The 23,818-nt window shown below is 61.4% G+C and carries 21 protein-coding genes; 10 read left to right on the top strand and 11 right to left on the bottom strand.

Going from position 1 to position 23,818, the window contains the following annotated elements:
• Window positions 1–73: 73 nt before the first annotated feature.
• From ABQ278_RS07420 to ABQ278_RS07410, 3 genes are all read right to left on the bottom strand, one after another.
• Complete coding sequence (locus ABQ278_RS07420; RefSeq protein WP_349321910.1) at window positions 74–1,933, bottom strand: autotransporter domain-containing protein; 1,860 nt, start codon at window positions 1,931–1,933, stop codon at window positions 74–76.
• A gap of 288 nt (window positions 1,934–2,221) precedes the next feature.
• On the bottom strand, window positions 2,222–2,677 hold the full coding sequence (locus ABQ278_RS07415; protein ID WP_349321909.1) for a response regulator: 456 nt from the start codon (window positions 2,675–2,677) through the stop codon (window positions 2,222–2,224).
• Window positions 2,678–2,698: 21 nt separating this feature from the next.
• The gene (locus tag ABQ278_RS07410; RefSeq protein WP_349321908.1) at window positions 2,699–4,186 is read right to left on the bottom strand and encodes an ATP-binding protein; all 1,488 of its coding nucleotides are present in this window, start codon (window positions 4,184–4,186) and stop codon (window positions 2,699–2,701) included.
• Between the two features lie 206 nt (window positions 4,187–4,392).
• Between ABQ278_RS07410 and ABQ278_RS07405 the strand changes: the two genes are divergently transcribed.
• Together ABQ278_RS07405 and rnr are read left to right on the top strand one after the other, a co-directional pair.
• A complete protein-coding gene (locus tag ABQ278_RS07405) occupies window positions 4,393–4,863 on the top strand; it encodes a response regulator (RefSeq protein ID WP_349321907.1) in 471 nt (156 codons plus the stop codon).
• Window positions 4,864–4,912: 49 nt separating this feature from the next.
• On the top strand, window positions 4,913–7,309 hold the full coding sequence (gene rnr, locus ABQ278_RS07400; RefSeq protein WP_349321906.1) for a ribonuclease R: 2,397 nt from the start codon (window positions 4,913–4,915) through the stop codon (window positions 7,307–7,309).
• 41 nt (window positions 7,310–7,350) lie between these two features.
• On the opposite strand, the gene ABQ278_RS07395 is transcribed toward rnr, so the two are convergent.
• Window positions 7,351–7,920, bottom strand: a complete 570-nt coding sequence (locus ABQ278_RS07395) for a hypothetical protein (RefSeq protein WP_349321905.1) — start codon at window positions 7,918–7,920, stop codon at window positions 7,351–7,353.
• Window positions 7,921–8,133: 213 nt separating this feature from the next.
• Between ABQ278_RS07395 and rpmG the strand changes: the two genes are divergently transcribed.
• Complete coding sequence (gene rpmG / locus ABQ278_RS07390) at window positions 8,134–8,301, top strand: 50S ribosomal protein L33 (RefSeq protein WP_018079812.1); 168 nt, start codon at window positions 8,134–8,136, stop codon at window positions 8,299–8,301.
• Between the two features lie 378 nt (window positions 8,302–8,679).
• Here the strand turns inward: rpmG and ABQ278_RS07385 are convergent, their stop codons facing one another.
• Both ABQ278_RS07385 and ABQ278_RS07380 read right to left on the bottom strand, forming a co-directional pair.
• A complete protein-coding gene (locus tag ABQ278_RS07385; RefSeq protein ID WP_349321904.1) occupies window positions 8,680–10,059 on the bottom strand; it encodes a PleD family two-component system response regulator in 1,380 nt (459 codons plus the stop codon).
• A 15-nt stretch (window positions 10,060–10,074) separates the two neighbouring features.
• Complete coding sequence (locus ABQ278_RS07380) at window positions 10,075–10,440, bottom strand: response regulator (protein WP_162149112.1); 366 nt, start codon at window positions 10,438–10,440, stop codon at window positions 10,075–10,077.
• A gap of 268 nt (window positions 10,441–10,708) precedes the next feature.
• Between ABQ278_RS07380 and ABQ278_RS07375 the strand changes: the two genes are divergently transcribed.
• Genes ABQ278_RS07375 through ABQ278_RS07365 form a run of 3 tightly spaced genes read left to right on the top strand, consistent with a single transcriptional unit; the run spans window position 10,709 to window position 14,075 of the window.
• Window positions 10,709–11,179: a RidA family protein gene (locus tag ABQ278_RS07375; RefSeq protein ID WP_018079808.1), complete on the top strand. Its 471-nt coding sequence runs from the start codon at window positions 10,709–10,711 to the stop codon at window positions 11,177–11,179.
• 59 nt (window positions 11,180–11,238) lie between these two features.
• Complete coding sequence (locus ABQ278_RS07370; protein WP_349321903.1) at window positions 11,239–12,651, top strand: M20/M25/M40 family metallo-hydrolase; 1,413 nt, start codon at window positions 11,239–11,241, stop codon at window positions 12,649–12,651.
• Between the two features lie 11 nt (window positions 12,652–12,662).
• Complete coding sequence (locus ABQ278_RS07365; RefSeq protein ID WP_349321902.1) at window positions 12,663–14,075, top strand: M20/M25/M40 family metallo-hydrolase; 1,413 nt, start codon at window positions 12,663–12,665, stop codon at window positions 14,073–14,075.
• A 29-nt stretch (window positions 14,076–14,104) separates the two neighbouring features.
• Here ABQ278_RS07365 and ABQ278_RS07360 read toward each other — a convergent pair whose 3' ends face one another.
• From ABQ278_RS07360 to ABQ278_RS07340, 5 genes are all read right to left on the bottom strand, one after another.
• Complete coding sequence (locus tag ABQ278_RS07360) at window positions 14,105–14,980, bottom strand: alpha/beta hydrolase (protein ID WP_349321901.1); 876 nt, start codon at window positions 14,978–14,980, stop codon at window positions 14,105–14,107.
• Window positions 14,981–14,991: 11 nt separating this feature from the next.
• Window positions 14,992–16,260 (bottom strand): DUF3443 domain-containing protein, encoded by a 1,269-nt coding sequence (locus tag ABQ278_RS07355; protein ID WP_349321900.1) that lies wholly within the window; start codon window positions 16,258–16,260, stop codon window positions 14,992–14,994.
• Window positions 16,257–16,733 (bottom strand): DUF2844 domain-containing protein, encoded by a 477-nt coding sequence (locus tag ABQ278_RS07350; protein WP_349321899.1) that lies wholly within the window; start codon window positions 16,731–16,733, stop codon window positions 16,257–16,259. The genes ABQ278_RS07355 and ABQ278_RS07350 overlap by 4 nt, the downstream gene beginning before the upstream one ends.
• 80 nt (window positions 16,734–16,813) lie before the next feature.
• Window positions 16,814–17,521 (bottom strand): histidine utilization repressor, encoded by a 708-nt coding sequence (gene hutC, locus ABQ278_RS07345; protein WP_349321898.1) that lies wholly within the window; start codon window positions 17,519–17,521, stop codon window positions 16,814–16,816.
• Window positions 17,518–18,813, bottom strand: a complete 1,296-nt coding sequence (locus ABQ278_RS07340; RefSeq protein ID WP_349321897.1) for a formimidoylglutamate deiminase — start codon at window positions 18,811–18,813, stop codon at window positions 17,518–17,520. The genes hutC and ABQ278_RS07340 overlap by 4 nt, the downstream gene beginning before the upstream one ends.
• A 69-nt stretch (window positions 18,814–18,882) precedes the next feature.
• On the opposite strand from ABQ278_RS07340, the gene hutI reads away from it, so the two are divergent.
• The 4 genes from hutI to ABQ278_RS07320 are packed head-to-tail and all read left to right on the top strand — an operon-like array spanning window position 18,883 to window position 23,772.
• Entirely contained in the window at window positions 18,883–20,070 is a 1,188-nt protein-coding gene (gene hutI / locus ABQ278_RS07335; protein WP_349321896.1) for an imidazolonepropionase, read from the top strand.
• Entirely contained in the window at window positions 20,067–21,590 is a 1,524-nt protein-coding gene (hutH, locus tag ABQ278_RS07330; protein WP_349321895.1) for a histidine ammonia-lyase, read from the top strand. The genes hutI and hutH overlap by 4 nt, the downstream gene beginning before the upstream one ends.
• A complete protein-coding gene (gene hutU / locus ABQ278_RS07325) occupies window positions 21,587–23,254 on the top strand; it encodes a urocanate hydratase (RefSeq protein ID WP_349321894.1) in 1,668 nt (555 codons plus the stop codon). The genes hutH and hutU overlap by 4 nt, the downstream gene beginning before the upstream one ends.
• Window positions 23,251–23,772 carry a HutD family protein gene (locus tag ABQ278_RS07320; RefSeq protein WP_349321893.1) on the top strand — a complete coding sequence of 174 codons (522 nt, stop codon included), beginning with the start codon at window positions 23,251–23,253 and terminating at the stop codon, window positions 23,770–23,772. Before hutU ends, ABQ278_RS07320 begins: the two co-directional genes overlap by 4 nt.
• Window positions 23,773–23,818 lie beyond the last annotated feature (46 nt).

Below are 23,818 nucleotides of genomic sequence, written 5' to 3'. Positions count from 1 at the left end.
TCGCTTCGCTGCTTGAGCGCTGGCGCGGCGGTCCCCTCCCCGGTAAACCGGGGAGGTATAAGGACTCGTTTCCCTAAAACGCCTTATTCAACGAGATCAGCGCCGTCTGGTCCTGCTGGCTGTCCGAACCATAGGTGCCACGATACTGCGCCGACAGTGAATAGCCGCCCATCTTCCGCTCCAGACCAATGCCGACCAGTACGCCGGGGCTCCCGACATCGCCCATATCGGTGGCGAAGGCCTGCGCCGTGTTGTTGATCAGCTTGCCACGCAGGTCTTCCTGATCGCCGCTTAGCACGGCCTCATAACCCAGCACGCCACTCAAGGACACATTTTCGCTAAGCTTGCCACTGGCCTGGAGTTCGACCGTGCCAGACAGCGCCGATACCTTGCGGTCCTCAAAGCCGACCGCCGCCACCGTGCCGCGCTCCTTGAAGCCCTTCATCGTCGCGCTGGCATAAGACAGGCGCGCCACCGGCGTGACCGTCCAGCCACCCATGGCATGATCGAAGCCGGTCTGGACCTGCGCCGAATAGGCGGCGGTATCGACATGATTGACCGTCTCGCGGAAGGCGTTGATCAGCGTATGGCGTTCATAATCGCTGAAGCTGGTGATGCCGGCGCCCGCAGTCGCGGTAATGAAATAACGACCGGGACGCCAGTCAAGGCCCAGATCGAAGCTCAGATCGGTCGGCTTGGCGGTGACGAGGAAGCCCTTGGCATCACCGGTCAGGGCAGTGACGCCAAAGCCAAAGGTGGTGGCAGTGCCGATCGACTGCACGGCGCCCGCGCGAACCCCGGCCAGGCTGTAATCATAGGCCTTGACGTCAGAGTTGGCGTCATCACCCCCGATGCCGTCCTGCATGGCGAGCGACGTGTCGCGCGATCCTTGCGCTCCGACGATCTGGATGAAATAGCCCTCGCCGGTGGCGCGATGCAGCAGCGAGCCCATCTCGGCCTGAATCGCACGGCGGGTGGTGTAGCCTTGCTCAGCCAGCATTCCGACACCGCGGGTCAGGGTGGGCGTGTAGAGATATTGCGCGGCCAGATTGGCCACCAGTTGATGACCGGCAGCCGTCGGGTGGACGCCGTCCCAGAACAGATAGCCGTTGCGGGTCTCCTGCGATCCGGTGACGCAGGCCGTCACAGTGATGCAGGCCTGGGTGACATTGGTGAACCCGAAGCCTTGCGGATCGGCGACGATGGCGCCGAAGGCCGAACGGATATCGACCTCGACGATATTGGTATCGCTATGTGCCGCTGCCGCCGCGTTGAGGCCGGTGTCGAGTGCGGTGTTGAAGACGCCCGTGGTGTAGGTGGTCAGGCTCGATGTGGTGACGCTGGTGTTGAACTGCGGCGTCGAACCGAGATCGGGCAGGTTCATGACGACGATGGTCTTTGCGCCGGCGGTCGCCAGTTGCCCAACCTGGCTGCTGACATTACCGGCCGCCGTGCTGGCGATGCCGGTCATGTAAGCCGAGGCGGTCGAGGGGTTGGCAGCAGCGGTTGGCAGCGCCTGGAAGATATCGTTGGCGCCGGCCCACAATGAAACGACGTCATTGGCCCCAAAGGTGCCGCCGCGCGCCAGATAGGCGCCGATCTGGGTCGGCGTGCCGGGGATGGGACCGCTGGAGTTGGCGGCGGAATCCGAACGCGCCCCGCCCCAGCCGTAATAGACATTGCCGCTGTTGATGGTTGCGGGCGAGCCAAAGAAGTTCAGACCGCTGCCGGCGAGATATTCGTTCCACACCAGGTCGTTGGTGAAGCGGCGATTATAGGGGGCGGGCGGCTGGCCGGTGGCGGTGAACAGGTTGCCCGGGTCGCTGAGCGAGTCGCCAAAGCTGACCAGACGGTCATAGGACTGGGCGTGGGCTGCGAACGGCAGCATGGAAACCATGGACGCCAGAAGCGCCAGAGTGAGCGTGTGTTTCATTGGACCCTGCGAGTTTTATTTTTGTTATGGCGGCAACCCAGGCTTCGCCCGGCCGGACACATATTGCGATGCAATAAGTAATGCCGTGACCGTTACGGACCAGCCTTAAGTCGTGTGGCGGCATGAAAAACACCGTCACAAGCACGACAGTGTTATGTTACTGGCGAGATGGCAATATTTCCGCAACGTCAAGGGGCAACTTATTTTGCATGCCTGTCACAAATTAGCCGCAGGCAAGTTATCGCCGACTGAATGCAGGAAGATGGCAAGTAACTATATTACCTTACGTCAATCGCCCCCCGGCAGAACGGCCAGCATGAAGAAGAACTGCTCGATCGACCGTACGACGTCGGTGAAGTTCTCCAGATTGAGCGGCTTGACGATATAGGCATTGGCGTGAAGACCATAGCTGCCGGCAATATCGAGCTCGGCGGCAGAACTGGACAGGATGATCACCGGGATATGACGCAAGCCCTCGTCGTTCTTTATAAGGCTAAGAAGTTCCTTGCCGCTCATCTTTGGCAGGTTGAGATCGAGCAGGATGAGATCCGGCAGACGCATCCCGGCGTAATCCCCCTCGCGCCTGAGCATCGACAGGGCCGTCTCGGCCGTTTCCGCTACGGTCAGGTTGTTGTCGATCTCGGCCTGTCGAAAGGCGCGTGAGGCCAGCAGGGCATCGCCGCGATTATCCTCCACCAGCATGATTTCCGCTGCGCGCCCTTCTCGGATAAGCAGATTGACCATGTTTTGCACTCCTGTGAACGATTATACGCTCTTAAGGTCTTTCGGGATCGTAAAGAAAAAGGTGGAACCGACGTCCGGCTCCGATGTCGCCCAGATGCGGCCGCCGTGGTTCTCTACGATCTTGCGGCAGACCGCGAGGCCCAGCCCCGTACCCTGGATGCCATCCCAGCTATGCAGGCGACGGAAGGGTTCGAAAATCTGGCCGACAAAGGCCTCATCAATGCCCATGCCGTTATCCTTCACCGAAAACCTCCACATATCCCCCTCGTCCGCCACGCCGATATGGATGACAGGCAGGCGGCGCGGCTTTTGATACTTGATGGCGTTGGTGACGAGGTTTTGCATCAGGCGCATCAGTTGCACGCCATTGCCCTTGAGACGCGGCAGGGTGTCATAGGTGATGACCGCCAGGCTCTCCCTGGTTAGGGCGCGCAGGTTATCGAGCACGTGCACCAGTTCGGTGCGCATATCGACATCGGAACAGCGGAAGCCTTCCTTGTCGACGCGGGCATATTCGAGCAGGTCCTGCACCATGTCGCGCATCCGCATCGCCGAATTGCCGATGATTTTGAGATATTCCTTCCCGTCGTCATCAAGCTTGTCGGCATAGTCCTTGGCGACGATCTGGCTGAAATTGAGCACCATGCGCAAAGGCTCCTGCATGTCGTGCGAGGCGACATAGGCGAAGCGCTCCAGTTCGGTATTGGAATCGGTCAGGCGGCGCAACAGTCTCTGGCGGCTGTCCTCGGCCAGCTTGGCCTTGGTGATGTCGCGCACGATACCGGTATAGTGCTGCTTGCCGTCGATCTCGAAGGCGCTGACCGACAGATCGGCCGGGAATTCCGCGCCGTCCTTGCGCCGCGCCTTGACCTCGCGGCCAGTGGTGTCGGTATTCAGATAATCGCCGATATAACGGTCGTGTTCGGTATAGGTCGGGTCGGGCATCAAAAGGCTGATCGGCTTGCCCTGCACTTCCTCGGCGCTATAACCGAAAATGCTTTCACAGGCGGCGTTGAAGCTCTGAATGCGGTCGTTCTCATCAATCGTGATCACGCCATCGAGGACGTTATCGACCACGGCGCCCATGGCGGCACGGTTGTTCTCCTCACTTTGCCGGTGAAGTTCCTCAAGCCTGGCATTGGCGTCGGCCAGTTGCTTTGGGCTCGGCAGAGCCAGGGCCCTCGGCATCATGCGCACAATGGTGACCAGGGTGGCGATCGAGGCGATGGCGGTCAGCGCCTTGATAACGCCTTCGAAGTAATAGTCCGGATGCCACAGCACCCATATATTAAGAAGGTGCGAAAAGCCGCACAAAAGGATGAAGGCGCCGAACAGCGCGAACACCATCTGAAACGGCAGATCCTTGCGTTTCCTGATAAAATAGATCAGCGCCAGGGGAATGCCGAAATAGGCCAGAACAATCCCAAGATCTGACACGACATGGAGCCACAAAATACCCGGCTGCCACAGAAAGCAGTAGCCATGCGGCATGAATTGGTTGACGTTCATATCGTGATCCACGTCGTGTCGTCCTTCCCGGCAAAGGTGAGTCCGTTTTGCCCTTAACAAGCGCGAATTGAGTCAAAAAGCAAACGAAACACCGGACAGGTGATTGCGCGTACTAACAACGGCTCCTTAGAAGGAAACCGCTTGCGGAAAGGGACAAATTAGCCGAACCTGTGATCACGGCAGGATGGCTACGATGGACCCGCTACATGACACATATCGCCGACAGAGATCGCCCGCCGCAGGTTTTGCTGGTCGAAGATAATCGGGGCGACGCCGTCCTGACCCGCCGGGCCTTCAAGCGCGCCAATATCGCCAGTGATATCGTGGTGGCGGAAACCGGCGAAAAAGGCCTGAGCATCCTGCGCCGCGAAGGTGAGCACGCCGGCGCTAAGCGTCCCGATATCATCCTGCTCGATCTCAACCTCCCCCACATGCACGGTCAGGATTTTCTCCAGACGGTGAAGTCAGATCCTGACTTCAAGCGTATCCCTGTCATTATCCTGTCAAGCTCCAGCGCCGACAAGGACGTGATCGGCAGCTATGACCGCCACGCCAACGGCTACATCACCAAGCCGGTCACCACCGAAACCTATGACGATATCGTGGCGCGCATCGAACAATACTGGTTCACCCTGATGCAATTGCCACCCGATCAGGCCCCTTCTGCCTTCGCATAAGGATTTTGTGCCTCGGGGGATGGTCTCAAACGCGAGACTCCCTTACATTATGGCCATGAGCAAATTCCCCCGCGTGCCCCGCGCCGCCAAGCCACCGAAATCTCCCATCGTAAAAGTCGCCAGGGGCCTGCCCGACGATCAGACCCTGCTCGACGCGCTGGACGCAAATCGTGAACTCGATGTCGGCGATCTTGCCAAGCAATTCGGTCTCAAGGGCGACGACCGCCGCCTGCTGCGCCAGCGCCTGAAGCATCTTTCCGAAGCCGGCCAGCTCGACAAGCGTGGTCGCAAGACCTTCGGCGCCATCGGCGCCCTGCCCGATACCGGCGTCTGCGAAGTGGTCGAGCGCGATATCGACGGCGAACTGTGGGTGCAGTGGGGCAAGCCGGAAGACACGAAGAAGGACAAGGTCAAGCCGCCGCTGGCGCGCCTCGCCCCGCTCAAGGCCTCCGTCGCCCAGACGCCGCCGACCATCGGCGACCGTATCTTTGCGCGCTTCGAAAAGACCTCCGACGGCTGGGTGGCACACCTGATCAAGGTGCTCGATCAGGGCGCGCCCAAAGTGGTCGGCGTGGTGCGGATCAGCCGCCAGCGCAAGGGCGTCAGCGAAATTCGGCTGGAATCGGTCAATCGCAAGACTAAGGAAAACTACGTCCTCACCGGTCAGGGCCTCGATACGCTGGAAGACGGCGACGTGGTGGTGGCCGCGCCGGTCGGCGGCATCACGCGTTATGGCCCCAAGCCCGCCAAGGTGATCGAGGTCATCGGCAAGGAGGATGAGCCAAAGGTGGCTTCGATCATGTCGATCCACAGCCATGGCTTATCCATCGGATTCAACGCCGACACCGAGCTTGAGGCGAAGTCCGCCAAGGCGCCTGGCCTTGGCAAACGCACCGACCTGCGCGACCTGCCCTTCATCACTATCGATCCCTCCGACGCCAAAGACCACGACGACGCCGTCTACGCCCACCGCGACGAAGACGAAGCCAATCCGGGCGGCTATGTCGTCTGGGTCGCCATCGCCGACGTGGCGCACTATGTGACGCCGGGGTCTTCGCTCGACAAGGACGCGCGCGACAAGGGCAATTCGACCTACTTCCCCGATCGCGTCGAGCCCATGCTGCCGCATGTCCTTTCCTCCGGCCTGTGTAGCTTGCAGGAAGGCGAGAACCGCGCCACCCTGGCCGTGCGGATGGTGTTCAACGCCGCCGGCAAGAAGCTCAGCCACAGCTTCGTGCGCGGGCTGATGCGTTCGGCCGCCAAGCTGAGCTACGAGCAGGCGCAGGCCGCCATCGACGGCACGCCGGACGACAAGACCGGCCCGCTGCTCGATACGCTGCTGAAGCCCCTGTGGGAGGCGCACGCCTGCCTGACGCGCGGCCGTAATATCCGCCAGCCCCTGCATATCAACTCGCCGGAGCGCAAGATCACGCTCGATGCCGAGGGCAAGGTCATCAAGATCGAGCCGCGCGTCAGCCTGGATGCCATGCAACTCATCGAAGAGATGATGATTCAAGCCAATGTCTCGGCCGCCGAAACGCTGGAAAAACACAAGACGCCGCTGATCTTCCGCGTCCACGAAGCGCCCTCACTGGAAAAGATCGGCAATCTGGCTGACTTCCTCGCCACGCTCGGCCTGCCCTGGACCAAGGGCGAGCCGCCGCGCACCGAGCGCTTCAACGCCCTGCTCGATGGCCAGAAGGACGGTCCGCACGCCGAGATCATCAACGAGGTGGTGCTGCGCACCCAGATGCAGGCGCACTATTCGCCGGAGAACTACGGCCACTTCGGGCTTAATCTTGATAACTACGCCCACTTCACCTCGCCGATCCGCCGCTATGCCGACCTTGTGGTCCACCGCGGCCTGATCCGCGCCCTCAAGCTGGGCGATGACGGTTTGACGGATTACGAGATCAAAACCCTGAAGGATACCGCCGAGCACATCACCGAGACGGAGCGCCGCTCGATGAAGGCTGAGCGCGAGGCGATTGAGCGCTATATCGCCGCCTTCCTGCAGGATCAGGTCGGCGCCACCTTCCAGGGCCGCATCGTCGGCGTCACGCGCTTTGGCCTGTTCGTGAAGCTGACCGAGACCGGCGCCGATGGCATCATCCCGGTGTCGTCGCTGGGCAATGACTATTTCGTCCATGATGATGTGCAGCACGCCCTGATCGGCGAACGGAGCGGCCAGCGCTGGCGTCTGGGCACGAATATCGAAGTCGAGCTGATGGAGGCCATGCCGATCACCGGCGGGCTGGTCTTCAAGATGCTGAGCGAACCCGAAGCCGCCGATCCGAACGCGCCGCGCGCCCGTCTGGGCGTGCGCGCCCGCACCGGTCAGGCCTTCCAGCCCCGTAGCGGCAAGCCCGGTCCGAAGACCGGCGGCCGGCCCAAGGGGTTCATTCCGCAAGGCGTCAAGAACGCCAAAAAGAAAAAGAAGCGTTAGGTTGCCTATACCGCCCCACTCATGTGGGGCGGTATAGGCTCTCAGCGGAAGCTGTAGCTCTGCTTGAGCAGGGTCAGATCGCCGCCGGAGACGCGCATCGACAACTGCTTGACGCCGTCCGAAAGCTGCACATCGCGGCTTTCCATCCTATCGAACCCCGTGGCCGGATCGCGGCCATAAAGATCGAAGGTGACGCGATCGCTGCGGGTCCAGTGGATGCGCAGGTCAAAGCTCTCATCGGGCTTCAGGGCCACCTTGAAGGTCTGCCCCCTGTCCTGCCCGCTGCCCGTCACCTTGGTCAGGGTCGATTGCAGGCGGCCATCCCCCCCGACCTCAAAGGTCAGGGCCGCCGCCTCATTGGCCACACCATCCATCGACAGGCCGAACGACGCCGTATCGCAATTGGCCTCGGCGCAGGACAGGCGCACGACCAGATCAACGCGGGTGATATCGGTCAGCGGATCGGAGGACGCCGTGTTGCTCTTGCCGGCGTCGGCATGAAGCTTGAGCGCCTCAGCGACCTGATAGGGCACCTTCGGCTCTGCCGCCAGGGCGGGCACCGCCAGAATCAGTCCGGAGAAGATAAGAGCGGCGGCGAGGTGATGCGTCATGGCGTTTTGTCCCGAAATCCGTGTAGAAGGTTGCAGATAGCTTGACCTTCGGGGCAAAAATGCGTCTATGCCCGTCTTACAGCGAAAAAACGCTTTTTATGCCGGATCGGTCCTTGACTTCCCGCCGTTCCTGAGTATTTTCCGCCCCTCTCGTTTATTTGCGCTCCATGACTGATGTTTTGGTCCGCACCCGTACCTTAAGGACTTTACGTCATGGCAAAGCCAGCCTCCATTAAGATCCGTCTGAACTCGACGGCTGACACCGGCTTCTTCTACGTGACGAAGAAGAACGCCCGCACGAAGACCGAAAAGATGGTGCTGAAGAAGTACGATCCGGTTGTGCGCAAGCATGTCGAATTCAAAGAAGGCAAGATTAAGTAATCAAGCCCTCTTGAGATTGTCCTTTGGCACCCCCCCGCCGAAGGACCTTAAAGGAAGCCGCGTCTGAGTTCCCCCTATACTCGGCGCGGCTTTTTTACGTCTGGATTTTGAGATTTAAGGTTGACCACGGATAAGGCACGGATGATGCCAAGCGCATCTGCACGGATGAAGGCACGGATTTCAGGATATCTTTCATACGACCGATGCCGTCATTTACGGCTATTGACGGCAAAGCCGTCATTCCAATGTTGCAAACCGAGCTAGCTTCGTTGATACACGAAGTCCATCCAACCGATAAAATCCGTGTCTTTATCCGTGTCGCCGCGCAGCGGCATCCGTGCCTGATCTGTGGTCCTCTTTAAGGGGCCGTCCGCAAGCTTACGCCGCCGATCGGACAATCACGCGATTACGTCCGGACTGCTTGGCCTCGTAGACGCCCTCGTCGGCGCGCTTGAGGAGGCTTTCGGGTGCATCGCCCACGCCGCGCGAGGTCGCAACCCCCACCGAGACCGTCACCGCCAGCTCGCGGCCATCGGCCAGCACAAACGGGGTATCGGCCACCTGGGAGCGCACACGCTCGGCGATATGGACGGCATCGGCCTGATCGGTGCCCGGCATCAGCACCACGAACTCCTCACCGCCGAAGCGGCACGGCATGTCGATGGCGCGGACATTCAGGCTGAGACGGCGGGCGAATTCGCGGATCACCTCATCGCCGGCATCGTGGCCGTAGGTGTCGTTGACGCGCTTGAAGAAGTCGATATCGAGCATCAGCAGGGACACGATATCGGCCTCAGCATCCTTCGACGTGATATGGCGCGCCATGGCCATGCTGAGCTGGTGATCGAGGAAACGGCGGTTGTTCAGGCCGGTCAGCGGATCGGTGACGGCCATTTCGAGTGAGCGATCGAGTGAGTTGCGTAAAAAATCGCCATAGCGCTTGCGGCGGATCTGGGTCTTGGCGCGGGCGCGGAGTTCCTGCATGTCGATCGGGCGCGGCACCACGTCATTGACACCCAGTTCCAGCGCCTTGAACATGATCTTGCGCTCATCGGCATTGATGATGGCAAGGACGGGGCGTTGGCGCGTCGCTTCGTTGGTACGCAGTTGCGCCACCCAGCGCAGGGGATCGAAAGCCTTGGCGGTCAGGTTCAGCACCACCAGATCGACGCGCCCGCCGGCGATCTTCATGGCGTTCACCGGATCGGTCTCGTAGGCGCAGCGGTGATCTTCGCCCAGTTGCAGCATCAGACGTTCGGCCTGACGCGGATTGTCATCGAGAATCAACACATTGCCGGTAGCGGAAATCTGCCGTTGCAGGAGATCGTTATCGACCAGCCCGGCTCGGCGGCTTGAGGCTTCGCGCTGGCGCAGGTCATCGACCATCTGCTTGAGACGCACCAGCGCCTGCAAACGCGCCATCAGAATCACGTCATCGACCGGCTTGGTGAGGAAATCGTCAGCGCCGGCCTCCAGGCCCGACAAGCGGTCATCGCGGCCATCGAGCGCCGTGATCAGGATGATCGGGATATGCTGGGTAGCAGGATTATTCTTGAGCTGACGGCAGACCTCGTAGCCGTCGATTTCCGGCATCATGACGTCGAGCAGGATGATATCGGGCTGCTCGCTGGCCGCCTTGGCAATGGCGGTGCGGCCGTCCTGCGCGGTCAGCACCTCGTAATAGTCGGCCTCCAGCTTGGCCTGAAGCAGGCGCACATTGGCGGCGATGTCATCGACGATCAGGACACGCGCGGTCATCTTGCCCCCTCAGCCTTAACCGAGATAACGGCGCACGGTATCCAGGAAATGGGTGACGGAGATCGGCTTCGAAATATAGGCCTCACAACCGCCTTCGCGGATGCGTTCCTCATCGCCCTTCATGGCGAAGGCCGTCACGGCCACCACCGGAATGTGCGAAAGTTCATCGTCCTCTTTCAGCCACTTGGTGACTTCCAGGCCGGAGATTTCGGGAAGCTGGATATCCATGAGAATGAGGTCAGGGCGGTGTTCGCGGGCAAGAGTCAGCGCCGACAATCCCTCGCCGGTCTGGAAGGTTTCATAGCCCTGCGCATCAAGCAGGTCATGAAAGAGCTTCATGTTCAGTTCGTTGTCCTCAACAATAAGGACTTTCTTCTGTATCATTCCAAAACCTTTGAGCCCCGCCGGAAACCTTCAATTTTGAAGACCCTCAGCCCCACGTCATCTTATTTTTTGCACCGAATCGCCCGCTTGCGCGGCCCCCGGCTTTTCGATCCTCAATCTATAGGGACTCTCTTAAGGTCAGATGAAGGGGAAGGTAACAAAAGGTAAAAATGGGGATGGAAGTCATGAACGCAAATCAGCTATAACCTCGGCCAACTGGCCACCCTTGAGCGGCTGCATACTCTTACCACATAAAGGATTCCTCATGTCACAAACCGAAGATCGTCTGCGCGCCCTCGGGTTAACCCTGCCCGTCCCCACCGCGCCGGTGGCCAATTACGTGCCGTTCGTCCGCACCGGGAATCACGTTCATATCTCCGGCCAACTCTCAAATGACGCAAATGGCGGAATCAAGGGTACGCTTGGCGTCGATGTCACGCTGGAACAGGGCGTGGAAGCCGCGCGCCTGTGCGCCATCAACCTGCTGGCCCAGATGAAGGCCGCCGCCGACGGCGATCTTGACAACGTCGTCCGCGTTATCAAGCTCAACGCCTTCGTCCAGGCCGGCCCGGAATTCTACAATATCCCGCAGGTCATCAACGGCTGCTCCGACCTGATGGTGGCCGCGCTCGGCGACGCCGGCAAACACGCCCGCTCGGCGGTGGGCATGTACAAGATCCCGCTCGGCTTCGCCGTCGAGATCGATGCCCTGATCGAAGTGTCGGATCGACGCTAAGCGATAGATTGTGCATCCGCGAAAGGGGTGTTAGCGTCACCTCTTTTGCGGAGCACCCCATGCGCCTGAAAGCCCTCCTGCTGGCCCTGACCTCCTTGATGGCGCTTTCGGGTCAGGCTGTGGCCGCCGACAGATCCGGCGATGGCGAACCGGCTTTTCGCGCCTTGTTCAAGGAACTGGTCGAAACCAACACCGCGCCCGGCGTCGGCAGTTGCACCCTCGCCGCCCAGCGCATGGAAGCTCGCCTGAAAGCCGCTGGCTACAGCGATACCGACATCCATCTCTTTATCCATGATAGCGCGCCGAACGACGGCGGGCTGGTCGCGACTCTGAAAGGCAGCGGCTCAACTAAGAAGCCGATCCTGCTGCTGGCCCATATCGACGTGGTGGCCGCCAAGCGTGAAGACTGGACGCGCGATCCCTTTATCCTCTTCGAGGAAGACGGCCAGTTCTACGGACGCGGCGTGGCCGACGACAAGGGGCAGGCCGCCATCTTCACCGACCTGTTGATCCGCTACAAACAGGAAGGCTACAGGCCGAAGCGCGATATCAAGCTGGCGCTCACCTGTGGCGAAGAAACCGAAGGCGTCTTCAACGGCGCCAAATGGCTTAGTGAACATCACAAGGACTGGATCGACGCGGCCTTTGCCATCAATGAAGGCGCCTATGGCGCGGATGATGCTGAGGGCCAGCATGTCTCGTTCGATGTCGAGGCCGCCGAGAAGGTCTATCAGGACTTCACGCTGGAGACCGACAATCCCGGCGGTCACTCGTCACGCCCGGTGCCGGAGAATGCCATCTATGATATGGCCGACGCGCTGAAAGCCGTCTCTGCTTACAGGTTTCCGGTCAGGATCAACGACGCCACCAGGGAATATTTCACCCGCATGGCCGATATCAAGGGCGGCGAGGACGGCGCCGCCATGCGCGCCATTGTCGCCAACCCGCACGATGCCGCCGCCGAGGCGCGCCTGTCGCAGGACGCCATGTGGCAGGCGATGCTACGCACCACCTGCGTGGCGACCATGATCGAAGGCGGTCATGCGGTCAACGCCCTGCCCCAGACGGTCAAGGCCAATGTCAATTGCCGCATCTTCCCCGGCACGCAGGTCGACGAGGTGCAAGCGGCTTTGGCCACCGCCATCAACAATCCCAAGGTCAGCCTGACGCTCAATGGCGCCCCCAGCCCGGCCACACCCGCGCCGCCGCTTGGCCGCGATATTCTGGCGCCCATTGAGAAGGTGGTGGCGGAGGTCTACCCCGGCGTGCCGGTTCTGCCCACCATGGAGACCGGCGCTTCAGACGGCATCTACACCACCGCCGCCGGCATCCCGACCTATGGCTTCTATGGCTTCTTCGAGGGGCCGGACGAAGGCAATATCCACGGCCTCAACGAGCATGTCGGGGTCAAATCGCTGATGGAAGGCCGCCGCTTCTTCCACAAACTCGTCAAGCTTTACGCCGATCAATAAGGGGAACCGATATGCACCTGAAACACAGCCTGCTGGCTTTTACCGCTGTTCTTGCCATCTCTGCCCCCGCCTTTGCGGCCGACACATCGGGTGACGGCGAACCGGCCTTCCGCGCCACCTACAAGGAACTGATCGAGACCAATACCACGCTTTCCGCCGGTAACTGCACCCTGGCCGCCGAGCGCATGGCGGCACGGCTGAAAGCCGCCGGCTATCCCGATGCCGATCTGCGCGTCTTTTCGGTGCCTGAGCACCCGAAGGAAGGCGGCCTTGTCGCCATTCTGCACGGCAAGGGCTCGAAAAAAAAGCCAATCTTGCTGCTGGCTCATATTGACGTGGTGGAGGCCAACCGCGCCGACTGGACGCGCGATCCCTTTACGCTCGTGGAAGAGGACGGCTATTTCTACGCCCGCGGCGCGCAGGACGACAAGGCGATGGCCGCCATCTTCACTGATCTGCTGATCCGTTACCGTCAGGAAGGCTATACGCCGAAGCGCGACATCAAGATGGCGCTGACCTGCGGCGAGGAAACCTCAGGCGCTTTCAATGGCGCAGAATATCTGGCGCAGAACCACAAGGACTGGATCGACGCTGGCTTTGCCATCAATGAAGGTGGTTCCGGCGAACTGGATGAAAACGGCAAACGGGTCACGTTTGGCGTTCAGGCGGCAGAAAAGGTCTATCAGGACTTCCAGATCGAGACGACCAATCCCGGCGGCCATTCCTCGCAGCCGGTAGCGGCCAACGCCATCTACGACATGGCTAGAGACCTGACGAAGCTGAGCGCGCTGGAATTCCCGGTCGAATTCAACGACACCACCCGCGCCTATTTCACCCGCATGGCGGCCATCAAGGGCGGCGATATCGGCGCGGCCATGCTGGCCCTTGTGAAGAACCCGACCGACGCCAAGGCCAACGCCATCGTTTCGGCTGACAAAAAGTGGCATTCGATGCTGCGCACCACCTGCGTGGCGACCATGATCAACGGTGGACATGCCACCAATGCCCTGCCGCAGAGAACCACGACCAATATCAACTGCCGCATCTTGCCGGGCACGCCGATCGAGACCGTGCGCGCCACGCTCGATCAGGCCATTGGCGATCCGAACAACCACGTCACCATCGTAGAACCGCGCAGTCCGGCCACGCCGGTGCCGGCGCTGAGCCCTGAGATCATGGCGGCGGTCGAGAGCGTGTCAGCGAAGATCTATCCGGGTACGCCGATCCTGCCGATCATGTCGACCGGGGCGACCGACGGCATCTATATGACTGCCGGCGGTATCCCGACCTACGGCATTTCCGGCATCTTCGTCGATAAGGACGGCAGCCGCGCCCATGGGCTGAACGAGCGCATCCGTGTCCAGTCGCTGATGGACGGCCGCCGGTTCCACTATCAGTTCGTCAAAACGCTGGCGGATCAATAAGGCCCCCATCCCGCGACATCCGGAGAGGTTCAGACGCGCGTTTCCAGATCAGCCAGAAACGCATCAATCGCCGTCATCGCCTCTTGTTCGTCGAGCATCGGCGCATGGCCGACGCGCGCCACTGTCACGGCGCCCATAGCGGAATGGCGCTCCAGCATCTGGCCAAAGGTCGCCTCGGATAACAGGTCGGAAAGCTCGCCGCGCACCCCCAGTACGGGGATGCCTTTAAGCGTATCCCATATGCCCCACATATCGGGCGGCGCCACAACCGGCCCATCCGGATCGAAGGCGCCGGAAATCGCCGGATCGTAGGACGACACCGGCACACCTTCGACCTCATGATAGGTGCGTTTCGCGAAGGCCAGCCAGTCGGCGTCGTCATAGTCCGGAAAAGCTGCGGCATTGGTCTGGCGCGCGCGCGCCGTCGCATCGGCCCAGGTGTTGATCGGCGGGCTCTTGCCGACATAGGACTTGATCCTTGCCAGGCCCGTCACGTCCAGTTCCGGCCCGACATCGTTGATCACCATGCCGATGACGGCCTGTGGCGCGATCATGCCCATGATCATCGCCATGATGCCGCCCATCGACGTGCCGATCAAGGCTGCGCGCGCGATGCCAAGCTCTCCCATCAGCTTGAACACATCCTGCACATAGAGCGCCGGAGAATAGTTGGCCGGCTCGGCATCCCAGCCTGACTTGCCGCGACCGCGCTGGTCCGGCACGATGACGCGATAGCGCTCGGACAGATGCGCCGCGATGACCTCGAAATCAGCCGAATTGCGGCTAAGCCCGTGCATGCAGATGACCGGCATGATCTCGCCGCCCCCGGAACGATGATAGTCCCGGGCATAGAGCTTCACGCGCAGATCATGGCTATCGTAAAAGACATCTTGATAGGCTGGCATGGCGGTCAATCTTAAAATGCGATGTAAGGACCAAGCGTACCGCCGGCATTGCGGCCGGAAATCGCCGTATAGACGCGCCGCCCATAGAAGAACGGCAGGCCGAAATCGAAGCTGTTGCTGTAAGGCTCCAGATTATCGAACCCGGTGGGATCACCGCCCAATCCCGGCAGGACGTAGTTTGGCGACTGGACAAGCTGAGACGTGTTGTCGATGGTGAACGGGACATTGGCCGCAACGCCGTTCTGCCCGGTCAGGCTGGCGGTCAGGCCAAGCGAGGTAGCCGGACAGTAGAAGCCCGCCAGATTGCCGGTGCAGGATGGAATGGCGCTGTCGGAGAAGCCGTAGAAGTTGGTGCCGCTGTCGATAAAGCTCTGCGTCAGGGCCACGCCCTTGTAGGTGGCGGTCAACAGAAAGCTGTTGCTGAGCGTCAGGATTGTGCGGTTGCCGAGCGTGTTGTTGGTCTGGGTGCCTATGCCAAAGTAAAGCGTTCCGGTCAGGCTGGGCGCGCCAAGGCCGGCCACCGCCGGCAGATCAACGATCGTGCCGTTGTTGTTGACCGCCATGCGCGCAACCGGATTGGGCACCTGCGAAGCCGTCGCAAGGGTCGAGGGCGTACAGGTGGCCGAGACACAGGTGTAGTAATAACCGTTATTGGTGGTGCTCGAGCAATAACTGCCGCAATCGGTGATACCGCTGCTGATGCCGATAATGCCGTTGGCGCCGAAATCGGCGATGGTGTCGTGGCTGTTGCCGCCGCCGGAGGAGCAGTCGGTCGGCACATTGGCGTAATCTCCACCATCACCGATGACCATCAGGGGCATGGCCGCGACAGTCTCGCCGCCGATGGTGAAATCGGCCGTACGGATCGAGCCGAAGACATAGCCATCGACGTACTGGTAACATTCCGCGGCCCCCTTGCCGGCCACCTGCGTATGCGGCAAGGCGGTGCGCATAGCCGGCGTCAGGGCTTCATTTTCGATACGCAGGCCAACAGAGCCGGTGTCCATGATGACGTGATCGATGGTCTGGCACGTGCTCGTGCCCGGCGCGCAGATCGTGACCGTAACAAAGCCGATATTGACGTTCCCCCCTGCCTGAGGCGGGCCGGAATCCACCGAGATGGTGGTAAAATTACTCAACGCCGCCGTGCTGCTGGAGTTGGACGATGAGGACGAGGAACCGCCGCCAGAGGACGTGCTGCCGCTACCCCCGCCGCCACCACCGCCACCACAGGCGGCAAGAAGAAGCAGAAGACCCGTCAGAAGAATATGCGGCTTCATTGGGCACCTGCCTGAAGGCTCTGGGCTGAGAAACCGGCAGGCGCGGCCTTGGGCAGGAAGGCAAAACCCCAGAAGGCGCCGGCATGGCCGCCGGTACGCACGACAAAATCGCTATGGGTCGAGGCCAGGGCGCGCCGCATCCGGATACGACCGGCCGGCGCGTTATCACTCTGAAAACGCTGGAAATAGCTCGTGCCGAATAGCTGGTTGAGATTGGGGCGCACCGGCCCTTGCCAGCTTACGGCGAAAACCGTGCCATCGGCGCGCGTCAACTGGCGCGTCACCGTGCCGTTTTCCAGCGTGACTTCGTGGCTGGTGACCTCACCCTGGACCATCTGAGCGCTCTTGCGTCCCACCATGCGGATACGATCGTTTTCGATGGTGGACGCCTTGCCGCCGAGCGTGGCGTGCGCGGGCGCGCTCACCAAAGCGATCAGCAGACTAAGCGCGATACCGGCTTGCCAGGATGTCATGAAAGGGCCCTTACATATGTCTGCCCAGAGTATCGCCGCTTGTAGTTAACGCAAGATTGCCGGACGGTGACGGCATGACCTTAACCGTGATCGAATTGCGCGATCAGACGATAAGACGCCCCGTCGAAGATCTGGCGCACCGTGGTGACGCGGTCCCTGTCGCGCCAGGTGCGGCGATCGACCACCAGACAGGCGGCGCCGGCATCAAGGCGCAGATGGCGGGCGGTCTGCGCCTCCGCGGCGGTGGCGCTGATCTGGTTCTCGACGTGTGTCCAGGGCACGGCGCCGAGCAGCCAGTGGCCGGGTGACTGGCGGCTGAAATCAACGTCTTCGGCCTGCGGCACCACCGACAGATTGATCAGGCGGCGTTCCAGCGCCAGCGGCTTGTCGGAGGCGAAATGCAGGCCCTCGATTTTCAACACCCGTCCGCCTTCACCGGCCAGTTCGCGCTCGTCGTCGCTGGACGCGGGGCGGATGGCATAGGACAGGACTTCGAAATGATAGGCTTCGCCGCGCGTCTCGATCTCGATCTGGATATCAGGGATATCGAGCACGGTGGAATCGAGGCGCGGCAACCGCACAAAGGTGCCGGCGCGTTTGCGGCGTTCGATCAGACCGGCCTCATCGAGCGGAGTCAGGGCCTTGTTGACCGTCATGCGCGACACGCCATATTGCGCCATCAACTCGTGCTCAAAGGGGATACGCTGACCGGGCTTCAGGGCCCCGGAGCGGATCTGCGCTTCGATGTCGTTACGGATCTGCTGATGCAGCGGCAGGATTTGGGTCATGCGGACAGCCTTTGCATGAGCCTGCGGTAATCAGCAAGTATGGCGTCGCGCCGGATATGGCGGCCGCCCGCGACCTGCTTGCGGCCAAAGCGCCAGACGCAATCGATCGGTGAGCGCGCCGAGGCGAAGACAAAGGAATCAAGATCGCAATCCAGACTAACCAGATCGGCGGGCAGGCCTATGACGAGACCGCTCTCAACACCCAGCGCCTGGGCGCCATCGAGTGCACGGACATACAGATGATCGAGCACATTGCGTTCACGATAGATCAGGCGCTGGCCGTATTCGAGCAGGCGAAGTTCCTCGGCGGCGCTGATCAGGACGTTGGAATCCGAGCCGATACCGAATTGCCCGCCCTGTTGGAGATAGTCCCGCGCCGGAAAGATACCGTCACCGAGATTGGCCTCGGTGATCGGGCACAGGCCGGCGATGGCGCCCGATGTCGCCAATCGCGTCGTCTCTTCAGACGTCATGTGCGTGGCATGAACCAGACACCATTGCGCATCGACCGTTGCATGATCGAACAACCATTCGACCGGACGCTGGCCGGTCATGGCCAAACAGTCTTCGACCTCACGCGCCTGCTCGGCGATATGGATATGGATCGGCGCGCCTTCGGCCATGGGGATCAGGGCCGTCAGTTCTTCCGGCGTGACCGCGCGCAGGGAATGCGGGGCGATTCCGACAAGGGCGTCATCGAGCGCGGCGACCTGTTTGCGGCTGGTTTCCAACAGGCGCTGAAAGCCCTCGAGATCATGGATAAAGCGCGCCTGACCGGCATTGGGCGCCTGTCCGCCAAAGCCAGCATGGGCGTAGAAGACCGGCAGAAGCGTCAGGCCAATGCCGGTTTGCGAAGCCGCCATAGCGATCCGTCCGGCCATTTCCGCCGGATCAGTAAATGGCTGACCATCCGGTGCATGATGCAGATAGTGGAATTCACCAACACGGGTAAAACCGGCCTCCAGCATTTCCATATAGGCCAGGCTGGCGATGATCTGCAGTTCGTCCGGGCCGATTTGCGCCTGGAATTTGTACATCTGCTCACGCCATGACCAGAAGCTATCTGGTTTCCGGGCCTGCTCACCAGAGCGCCGCTCTGTCAGGCCGGCGATAACGCGCTGGAAGGCGTGACTGTGCAGATTGGGCATGCCGGGGATGCCGATCACATGGCGCTCTCCTTGAGGTGCCGCGTCGATTTCTATGCTGGCGATGCGGCCATTGCTGATGGTCAGCAACACACCAGACTGCCAGCCCTGTTTCAGCAGCGCTTTTTCAAACCAAAGTGACGACATCGCTCTTGCACTCATTATGTCTATACATTATGCATTATGTATAGACATATTAGGCGAGTTTGAAAAGCCATGCAATGCGATACGGTCTGGACGAATTGCCGCCTGCTGGTGAAAGCGGGCCAGCCGGTGATCGACAAGGGCATGATCGCCGCGAAAGACGGTCGCATCGTCTACGCCGGCCCAGCCGCTGATTACGCGGGCGAGACCATCGAGCTGCAAGGCCGGCTGGTTACCCCCGGCCTGATTGATCCCCACACCCACCTCGTTTTTGCCGGCAACCGTGCCCATGAATTCAAGCTGCGTCTTGATGGTGCGACCTATGAGGACATCGCCCGTGGCGGTGGCGGTATCCTTTCCACTGTCAGCGCGACGCGCGCCGCCACTGAAGATGATCTGATCACCGCCGCCCTGCCCCGCCTTGACTCCCTGCTGGCCAGCGGCGTCACTACGGTCGAGATCAAGTCAGGCTACGGCCTGACGCTCGAAGACGAACTGAAAATGCTGCGCGCCGCCAAGGCGCTGGCACATCATCGCAAGGTGCGGGTCGTGACCACCTTGCTCGGTGCCCACGCCCTGCCGCCCGAATATACGGGCCGACCTGACGCCTATATCGATGAGGTGTGCAAGCGCATGATCCCCGCCGTGGCCCACGAAAGTCTGGCCTCGGCGGTCGATGTTTTCTGCGAAGGCATCGGCTTTTCCCCCGCCCAGACCGAGCGCGTCTTTATGGCTGCGAGGGCGCATGGCCTGGCCGTCAAGCTACATGCCGAACAGTTGTCCAACCTGCATGGCGCAGCGCTGGCCGCGCGCTATGGCGCGCTGTCGGCCGATCATCTCGAACATCTCGACGCCGACGGCATTGCCGCCCTGCGCGACGCCGGCACGGTAGCTACCGTCCTGCCCGGCGCCTATTACTTCATGCGCGAAACCATCAAACCACCGATTGAAGCCCTGCGTGCGGCAGGCGTGCCCATGGCCATCGCCACCGACTGCAATCCCGGCACCTCGCCGCTGACCTCGATCCTGATGGCGATGAACATGGCCGCCACCCTCTTCCGCATGACGGTCGATGAATGCCTGGCCAGCGTAACGATCCACGCCGCCAAAGCGCTCGGCCTGTCGCACGAGATCGGCACGCTGGAGGCCGGCAAGGCGTGCGACCTCGCCATCTGGGACTGCGAACAGCCCGCAGATCTGGTTTATTTCATGGGCTTTTCGCCCCTCCATGCTCGTGTATTCCAAGGTCAAACCGTATGATCCTCACCCCCGGCAACGTCCCTTTGTCCGTATGGCGCGATATCTACCGCGGCGCGGCCTTCAAGCTTGATCCGGCCTGTATGCCGGCGGTGGCCGAAAGTGCGGTGGCGGTTTCGCGCATTCTGTCACGAGGCGAGCCGGTCTACGGCATCAATACCGGCTTTGGCAAACTGGCGTCGACGCGCATAGAGGACGCCGATCTGACGACGCTTCAGCGCAACATCATCCTCAGCCATGCCGCCGGAGTTGGTGCCCCCTCGCCGCAGCCTGTGGTACGGCTGATGCTGGCGCTCAAGCTGACCTCGCTGGCGCAGGGCGCTTCCGGCATCAAACCGGAAACGCTGGAGCTGATGCAGGCCATGCTCGATCATGACCTGATGCCGGTCATTCCGTGCCAGGGCTCGGTCGGGGCATCCGGCGATCTGGCGCCTTTGGCGCATATGGCCGCCTGCATGATCGGCGTAGGCGAGATCGAGGTCTATGGCGCGCGGATGCCGGCCCTGCGGGCGCTGAAGGAAGCCGGCCTCCGCCCCCTCACGCCCGGCCCGAAAGAAGGGCTGGCCCTCCTCAACGGCACGCAATTCTCGACCGCCAATGCCCTGGCTGGCCTATTCGAGGCCGAGGTTTTGCTGCAAACCGCCCTGGTCACCGGCGCACTCTCGACCGAAGCCGCCAAGGGCTCGGATGCGCCGTTCGATCCGCGCGTCCATGCCCTACGCCGCCACAAAGGCCAGATCGATACCGCCCGCACCCTGCGGGACTTGATGAGCGATTCCACTATCCGCGCCTCGCACCTGAAAGGCGACGAGCGCGTGCAGGACCCTTATTGTCTGCGTTGTCAGCCACAGGTGATGGGCGCCGCGCTCGATATTCTGCGACAGGCGGCGGTGACACTGGAGACCGAGGCCAATGGCGTTTCCGATAATCCGCTAATCTTTACTGATCCTGATGAGGCGTTGTCCGGTGGAAATTTCCACGCCGAGCCGGTGGCCTTCGCAGCCGATATCATTGCCCTGGCCATCTGTGAAATCGGCTCAATCGCCGAGCGCCGCATCGCTATGCTGGTTGATCCGGCGCTATCGGGCCTGCCGGCGTTTCTGACACCGCAACCGGGTCTCAATTCCGGCTTCATGATCCCGCAGGTGACGGCGGCCGCCCTGGTGTCGGAAAACAAGCAGCGCGCCTATCCCGCCAGCGTCGATTCCATCCCCACGAGCGCCAATCAGGAAGACCACGTCTCTATGGCCGCCCACGGTGCGCGCCGCCTGATGGAGATGGCCGAGAACGCCTTCGCCGTGATCGGGATTGAACTGCTGGCGGCGGCGCAAGGCTGCGATTTTCTCAAGCCCCTGACCTCATCGGAGGCTTTGGAGCGCGTCCGCGCGCTCACCCGTTCGGCCGTGCCCGCCCTCGATCACGATCGCCACTTCCATCCGGACATGGCTCTGGCGATCGAGCTGGTGCGGTCCGGCGCAGTTATAAAAGCAGCGAATATTGCCTTGCCCGGAGTAGATCAATGACCCGTCTCGATAATGCCCGCGTGATCAGGCCGGCCACCGGCACCACCCTTTCCGCCAAGTCCTGGCTGACCGAAGCGCCCCTGCGCATGCTGATGAACAATCTGCATCCCGATGTTGCGGAACGGCCAGAGGAACTGGTCGTCTACGGTGGCATCGGCCGTGCGGCGCGCGACTGGGAAAGCTATGACAAGATCGTCGAGACCCTGAAGCGGCTGGAAAACAACCAGACCCTGCTGATCCAGTCGGGCAAGCCGGTCGGCGTCTTCGAAACGCATGAGAATGCGCCGCGCGTCCTGCTGGCCAATTCCAATCTCGTGCCGGCCTTCGCCACCTGGGACCACTTCAACGAACTCGATCGCAAGGGCCTAATGATGTACGGCCAGATGACTGCCGGTTCGTGGATCTATATCGGCACGCAGGGTATCGTTCAGGGCACTTATGAAACCTTCGTCGAGATGGGGCGCCAGCACTATAAGGGCGACCTCAAGGGCAAGTGGCTGCTGACCGCCGGCCTTGGCGGCATGGGCGGCGCGCAGCCACTGGCGGCCGTGATGGCCGGTGCCTCGTGCCTCGCCATCGAATGTCAGGCGTCGCGGATTGAGATGCGCCTACGCACCGGCTATCTCGACTATCAGGCCAAGGATATCGATGACGCCCTGGCCATGATCCAGAATGCCACCAAACCGATTTCGGTCGGGCTGCTCGGCAATGCCGCCGATATCCTGCCGGAGCTTTATTCCCGTGGCGTGCGCCCCGACCTGCTCACCGACCAGACCTCGGCGCACGATCCGATCAACGGCTACCTGCCCTCCGGCTGGACGGTTGAGCACTGGCTCGACATGCGCGAACGCGATCCGCAAAGCGTCGCCAAAGCGGCCAAGGCGTCGATGGCCCAGCACGTCCGTGCCATGCTTGATTTCCAGAAGGCCGGTGTGCCCACGGTCGATTACGGCAACAATATCCGTCAGGTGGCTTTCGATGAGAGCGTGACAAACGCCTTTGATTTCCCCGGTTTCGTGCCGGCCTATATCCGTCCGCTGTTCTGCCGCGGCATAGGTCCCTTCCGCTGGGTAGCGCTCTCCGGCGATCCGGAAGACATCTACAAGACCGATGCCAAGGTCAAGGAACTGCTGCCCGACAATAAACACCTGCACAACTGGCTCGACATGGCCCGCGAACGTATCAAGTTTCAGGGCCTGCCGGCGCGCATCTGCTGGGTCGGCCTAGGTGACCGTCATCGCCTGGGTCTGGCTTTCAATGAGATGGTGCGCACGGGTGAGCTTAAGGCGCCGGTCGTCATCGGCCGCGATCACCTCGACAGCGGTTCCGTCGCCTCGCCCAACCGCGAGACCGAGGCCATGCGCGATGGCTCGGACGCCGTCTCCGACTGGCCGTTGCTCAACGCCCTGCTCAATACGGCGTCGGGCGCGACGTGGGTCTCGCTTCATCACGGTGGCGGGGTCGGCATGGGCTATTCGCAACATTCCGGCATGGTGATCGTGGCCGATGGTACCGATGATGCCGCCAAACGCCTTGGCCGCGTGCTGTGGAACGACCCGGCCACCGGCGTTATGCGTCATGCCGATGCGGGCTATGATATCGCCCTTGATTGTGCCCGCGAGAAGGGCCTCGATTTGCCTGGCATTTTGCCGGGTATCCTGTGATCCGGTACCTTCCCTCTGCAGCGCGCGTGGCCACGCCGTGGAAGAACGGCGGCGGGGTCACGCGCGAGGTCGCCGTCTTTCCCGTCGGCGCCTCGATGGACGATTTCCTGTGGCGGGTCAGCATGGCGGTGGTCACCGAAGCGGGGCCGTTTTCGCTATTCACCAATATCGACCGCCATCTGACCGTGTTGAGCGGAAGCCTGAGACTGGAGTTCAGCGATCGCAGCGTCATTCTGGCAACGTGCGAAAGCCTCGCCTTTGCCGGTGATGTGCCTGTACACGGCACGCCGTTGGCGCCCGTCACCGACCTCAATGTCATGACACGACGCGGACAGATGCGCGCCGATGTCCGCCGCATCGACGGCGAAATGACCCTCCAAAGCGGCCTGTTGATCGTCACCGAAGAACAGACAGTCGAAGGCCATGCGCTGAAAGCCTTCGACGCCCTGATGATCGCAGACGAAACCCTGACAGCAACAGGCCTTTTGATCGCCTTCCATGAAATAGTGCGGCATTGAAAGGCGGCCCACAAAAGGCCATGCTCTGCGCTTATGGCGACGAACC

The organism is Asticcacaulis sp. MM231, assembly GCF_964186625.1.
GTDB lineage: Bacteria > Pseudomonadota > Alphaproteobacteria > Caulobacterales > Caulobacteraceae > Asticcacaulis.
Note: the sequence above shows the minus strand (reverse complement) of the source record. Positions and strands in the feature narration are given on the sequence as shown.

Bases quoted from the DNA above. Each gene is read 5' to 3' on its own strand.
- hutC (WP_349321898.1), bottom strand. From the start codon at position 17,521: ATGACCCAAATCCTGCCGCTGCATCAGCAGATCCGTAACGACATCGAA.
- hutU (WP_349321894.1), top strand. From the start codon at position 21,587: ATGACCCGTCTCGATAATGCCCGCGTGATCAGGCCGGCCACCGGCACC.
- ABQ278_RS07405 (WP_349321907.1), top strand. From the start codon at position 4,393: ATGACACATATCGCCGACAGAGATCGCCCGCCGCAGGTTTTGCTGGTC.
- ABQ278_RS07395 (WP_349321905.1), bottom strand. From the start codon at position 7,920: ATGACGCATCACCTCGCCGCCGCTCTTATCTTCTCCGGACTGATTCTG.
- ABQ278_RS07385 (WP_349321904.1), bottom strand. From the start codon at position 10,059: ATGACCGCGCGTGTCCTGATCGTCGATGACATCGCCGCCAATGTGCGC.
- hutI (WP_349321896.1), top strand. From the start codon at position 18,883: ATGCAATGCGATACGGTCTGGACGAATTGCCGCCTGCTGGTGAAAGCG.
- ABQ278_RS07360 (WP_349321901.1), bottom strand. From the start codon at position 14,980: ATGCCAGCCTATCAAGATGTCTTTTACGATAGCCATGATCTGCGCGTG.
- ABQ278_RS07350 (WP_349321899.1), bottom strand. From the start codon at position 16,733: ATGACATCCTGGCAAGCCGGTATCGCGCTTAGTCTGCTGATCGCTTTG.
- hutH (WP_349321895.1), top strand. From the start codon at position 20,067: ATGATCCTCACCCCCGGCAACGTCCCTTTGTCCGTATGGCGCGATATC.
- ABQ278_RS07420 (WP_349321910.1), bottom strand. From the start codon at position 1,933: ATGAAACACACGCTCACTCTGGCGCTTCTGGCGTCCATGGTTTCCATG.
- ABQ278_RS07370 (WP_349321903.1), top strand. From the start codon at position 11,239: ATGCGCCTGAAAGCCCTCCTGCTGGCCCTGACCTCCTTGATGGCGCTT.
- ABQ278_RS07355 (WP_349321900.1), bottom strand. From the start codon at position 16,260: ATGAAGCCGCATATTCTTCTGACGGGTCTTCTGCTTCTTCTTGCCGCC.
- rnr (WP_349321906.1), top strand. From the start codon at position 4,913: ATGGCCATGAGCAAATTCCCCCGCGTGCCCCGCGCCGCCAAGCCACCG.
- ABQ278_RS07375 (WP_018079808.1), top strand. From the start codon at position 10,709: ATGTCACAAACCGAAGATCGTCTGCGCGCCCTCGGGTTAACCCTGCCC.
- rpmG (WP_018079812.1), top strand. From the start codon at position 8,134: ATGGCAAAGCCAGCCTCCATTAAGATCCGTCTGAACTCGACGGCTGAC.
- ABQ278_RS07410 (WP_349321908.1), bottom strand. From the start codon at position 4,186: ATGAACGTCAACCAATTCATGCCGCATGGCTACTGCTTTCTGTGGCAG.
- ABQ278_RS07415 (WP_349321909.1), bottom strand. From the start codon at position 2,677: ATGGTCAATCTGCTTATCCGAGAAGGGCGCGCAGCGGAAATCATGCTG.
- ABQ278_RS07340 (WP_349321897.1), bottom strand. From the start codon at position 18,813: ATGTCGTCACTTTGGTTTGAAAAAGCGCTGCTGAAACAGGGCTGGCAG.
- ABQ278_RS07365 (WP_349321902.1), top strand. From the start codon at position 12,663: ATGCACCTGAAACACAGCCTGCTGGCTTTTACCGCTGTTCTTGCCATC.